Origin of the sequence: uncultured Catenibacterium sp. (assembly GCF_900540665.1) — a bacterium.
Classification (GTDB): domain Bacteria; phylum Bacillota_I; class Bacilli_A; order Erysipelotrichales; family Coprobacillaceae; genus Catenibacterium.
Genome location: NZ_UQGV01000113.1, coordinates 1 through 3,909, shown reverse-complemented (window position 1 = coordinate 3,909; position 3,909 = coordinate 1). Strand labels below are relative to the sequence as shown.

Sequence of the window (3,909 nt, the reverse complement as noted above, 5' to 3'; positions counted from 1 at the left end):
ATTATGAGTTTAAATCCACGTTTTGACAACTAGGAGGTCATTTCATATTATCTATCTATTCGTTACAGCCCCTTTGTTTTTGAATTCTAGGGGGGAGCATTGGTACTCCTTTTTGAATACTTTACAGAAGTAATTGGGGTCTTCAAAGCCACAATGATAAGCAATCTCTTTAACGGTTTGTTTCTTATTTGTTAATAGTTCTGCAGCCTTCTTTAATCGGTAATCTAATAAGAATTTGTGGATAGTTGTATTGTATTTAGATTTAAAATGAGTTAACAATGTTCCTCTGCTGCAGAAGAAATAATCACATAGCTGATCAATCGTAATAGGTTTACTATAATTCGCAATTAAGTACTGTTTTATTTCCTGGGCAAGATGATCATTCTTGGCCTGAATGCGATTGGTGAGAGAAATGTATTTTGCGCAGATATCACATACATGTGCAAAAGCATATATCTGATCTTCATCTAATATAGTAATATTTGTGACAAGTTGTCTTAATTCTTCTTCATTTTCAAAATAGGGCTTAGATTTATTGATGATTTCAGAATAATTTCTATATGTTCCTATAACTGCTTGTCCCATCATTAGATAACCATTTAAAGCACCATAAGAATATAAAGGCATAATTGCTTTACTGAGTCCAAAATGACATTGATAGACATAAAGTTCGCCAGTATCTTTTACATGATTCATCGCATTTATATCACATATAAAACAATGATCAGAAGCTTTGCTCTTCCCTATCTCATGGCAGAATTTGGATTTCTTATGAGGGTAAGAAGCCAGTATTCTTTGATTAATGTCAAAAATGGACATGTTTAATCCTGAGACAAGATAGAGCTGTTTGAGTATTTTTTCTAAGTCTTCCATGTAAATCACCTCACAACCATTATATCTCAACAAAAGTAAAAAAATACAACATTATACTATTTTACCCTATATTATACTCCATTCCATTTCTATTTGTTCTCATATTTTTATAATTATATTTGGAGGATAAAACATATGGAAATGAACAATGAATGGGTCAAAGACCCAAAGGTATTTAATATCAATCGTGAAAAGGCACATGCCTCAATACATCGCTATGCCTCTCTAGAGGAGATGCATACAAATGAGAGTAGTTATATCTATTCTTTAAATGGTAAATGGAAATTTCATTATGCTAATGGTTTTAATCAATTAATTAAAGATTTTTTTAATAAGGATTACAACAGTGATAACTGGGATGAAATCAATGTTCCTGGACATATTCAGTTACAGGGTTATGGAACACCTATGTATGTCAATCAGATCTATCCTTGGTCTGCCACTGAACAAATCATACCAGGAGAAATCCCGGAACATAATCCAATTGGCAGCTATATTACATATTTTGATAGTTCAGTTATTAAAGATAACACAGATGTTTATATTACTTTTAAAGGTGTAGAATCCGCAATGGCTTTATGGGGCAATGGAACTTTTGTAGGCTATAGTGAAGATACTTTTACACCATCACGCTTTAATATTACTTCTTTAATAGAGGAAGGAAACAACAAGATTGCAGTCAATGTCTATCGTTTTAGTAGCGGTAGCTGGCTGGAGGACCAGGATTTCTGGCGTTTTTCAGGAATATTTAGAGATGTAGAACTAGAAATGGTACCTCATACACACTTGGAAGACGTAAAGATACTTACACATCTTAATGATACATATGATTATGCTGTCGTAGAAGTGAATCCAACGGTTATTCACCCTACAACGGTTATTTATACTTTAAAATATAATGATGAAATTATTGCGAGTCAAATAAAAGAGGATAGTATATCACTTCAATTTGAATTAGAGCATCCTCATTTATGGTCTGCAGAAAAACCACACCTTTATACATTGATTATTGAAGTAATGGATGAAGAAGGTTTAGTAGAATGTATAAGCCAGCAGGTCGGTGTGAGAGAATTTAAAATCATAAATGGTATTATGTGTATCAATGGTCAGAGAATCATTTTCCACGGTGTTAATAGACATGAATTTTCTGCTTATACAGGTAGATATGTATCTTATGAAGAAACAAAACAGGATATCTTAAATATGAAGGCACACAATATCAATGCGTTACGTACATCACACTATCCTAATCAATCTTTCGTCTATGATCTATGTGATGAATATGGACTTTATGTCATTGATGAAGTGAACCTAGAAACACATGGTACATGGAGTGAGTACTTTGACAAGGAACATATTATTCCTGATAATAAGCCTGAATGGTTAGATATTATTCTAGATCGTGCAAATTCAATGTATGAAAGAGATAAGAATCATCCTTCTATTATTATATGGTCTTTAGGTAATGAATCTCACGGAGGTAAGAATCTCTATGAAATGTCTCAATTCTTAAGAAACAAAGACCAATCACGTGTCATTCATTATGAAGGTATCTTCCATGATCGTTCTTACAATGAGACAAGTGATATTGAAAGTCAGATGTATACATATGTGAAAGATATAGAAAAGTACTTAACTACACATCAGGACAAACCGTTCATTCTATGTGAATATGCGCACTCAATGGGTAATAGTAATGGCGCTTTATTTAAGTATATTGATTTAGAAAAGAAATATCCTCTTTATCAGGGAGGTTTTATCTGGGATTATATCGATCAGGCATTATATCATGATGGAAAACTCTGTTATGGAGGAGATTTTAAAGAAAGACCAAGTGATTATGATTTCTGTGGTAATGGATTAGTCTTTGCGAATCGTAAGAATACTCCTAAAATGCAGGAAGTAAAGTATTGTTATCAATATGTAGATTTCATAATCAATGAACAGGAAATCAAATTAGATAATAGATACTTATTTACTGATTTGAATGAATACACTTTACAGATTGATTTGTTATGTGACGGCTATGTCATTAAATCACAGAATGTTATTGTTGCATGTGCACCACAAAACACAACTACAATCAAAAATCCGTTTATGGTTGAAGATAACAAAGAATATGCATTGAATATTTATCTAAAGAAAGATAATCAAGTCTATGCATATGAACAGTACATTTATGATTATGAACCTCAAACAGTAAAGAATTCTTCTTTACCAGTTAAGGTGGTAGAAGACTATTTAAATGTTGGTGTAGTAGGGAAGGGTTTCAATGTTATCTTCTCAAAACAGAAGGGATTAGTGTCTTATCGTTATCATCAAGAAGAATACATTCGTGTGCCTGTAAAACCAAACTTCTTTAGAGCTTCTACAAATAATGATGTGGAAAATAAATATGGCTATCGCTATGGGGAATGGCTAACTGCAAGTTTATATGCTAAATGTCAATTTGTGCGAGTAGTTAAAGAAGAAACATCATGCAAGATTGAATATACATATGATTTACCTCGTTTAGGAGATGAACTACTTTATCTTACTTATACTATATATGGTGATGGAAAAGTAGAAGTAGATATGTCTTATAAGCCTCTTGCATCCAATATTGAAATGCCTGCATTCGGCCTATTATTCCAGTTATATAAGGATATGGAGCATGTCTCATATTATGGATTTGGTCCAGAAGAAAACTACATAGATAGAAACAAAGGGGCAATGCTTGGAAGATATGATTATAATGTCACAGACAACTGTACACCTTATCTCTACCCACAGGAATGTGGCAATAGAACACATGTTAAGGAAGTATTGATTCATGCAGGTGAAAATACAAAATTAACAGTCAAAGGTGAAGACTTTGAATTTACAGCTTTACACTATACACCTTATGAATTAGAAAATGCACGTCATCATGATGAATTACCTGAAGCATATCAGACAGTGTTATGTATTAATGAGAAGCAGATGGGTGTTGCAGGAGATGATACATGGGGTGCTAAGACACATGATGAATTCTTATTAGATAAAGAAAAACATCAT

General features: G+C 32.7%; 2 protein-coding genes. One reads left to right on the top strand and one right to left on the bottom strand.

Annotation, left to right across the window (positions count from 1 at the left end; all coding sequences use genetic code 11):
* Window positions 1-51: 51 nt before the first annotated feature.
* Window positions 52-873, bottom strand: coding sequence for a PocR ligand-binding domain-containing protein (locus tag QZQ55_RS10660; protein ID WP_295093175.1), 822 nt, complete (start codon window positions 871-873; stop codon window positions 52-54).
* A gap of 135 nt (window positions 874-1,008) precedes the next feature.
* Here QZQ55_RS10660 and QZQ55_RS10655 point away from each other — a divergent pair.
* On the top strand, window positions 1,009-3,909 hold a 2,901-nt coding region (locus QZQ55_RS10655), incomplete at its 3' end, for a glycoside hydrolase family 2 TIM barrel-domain containing protein (RefSeq protein ID WP_295093173.1).

Excerpts from the sequence above, each read along its gene's own strand:
- QZQ55_RS10660 (WP_295093175.1), bottom strand. The coding sequence starts at position 873 with ATGGAAGACTTAGAAAAAATACTCAAACAGCTCTATCTTGTCTCAGGA.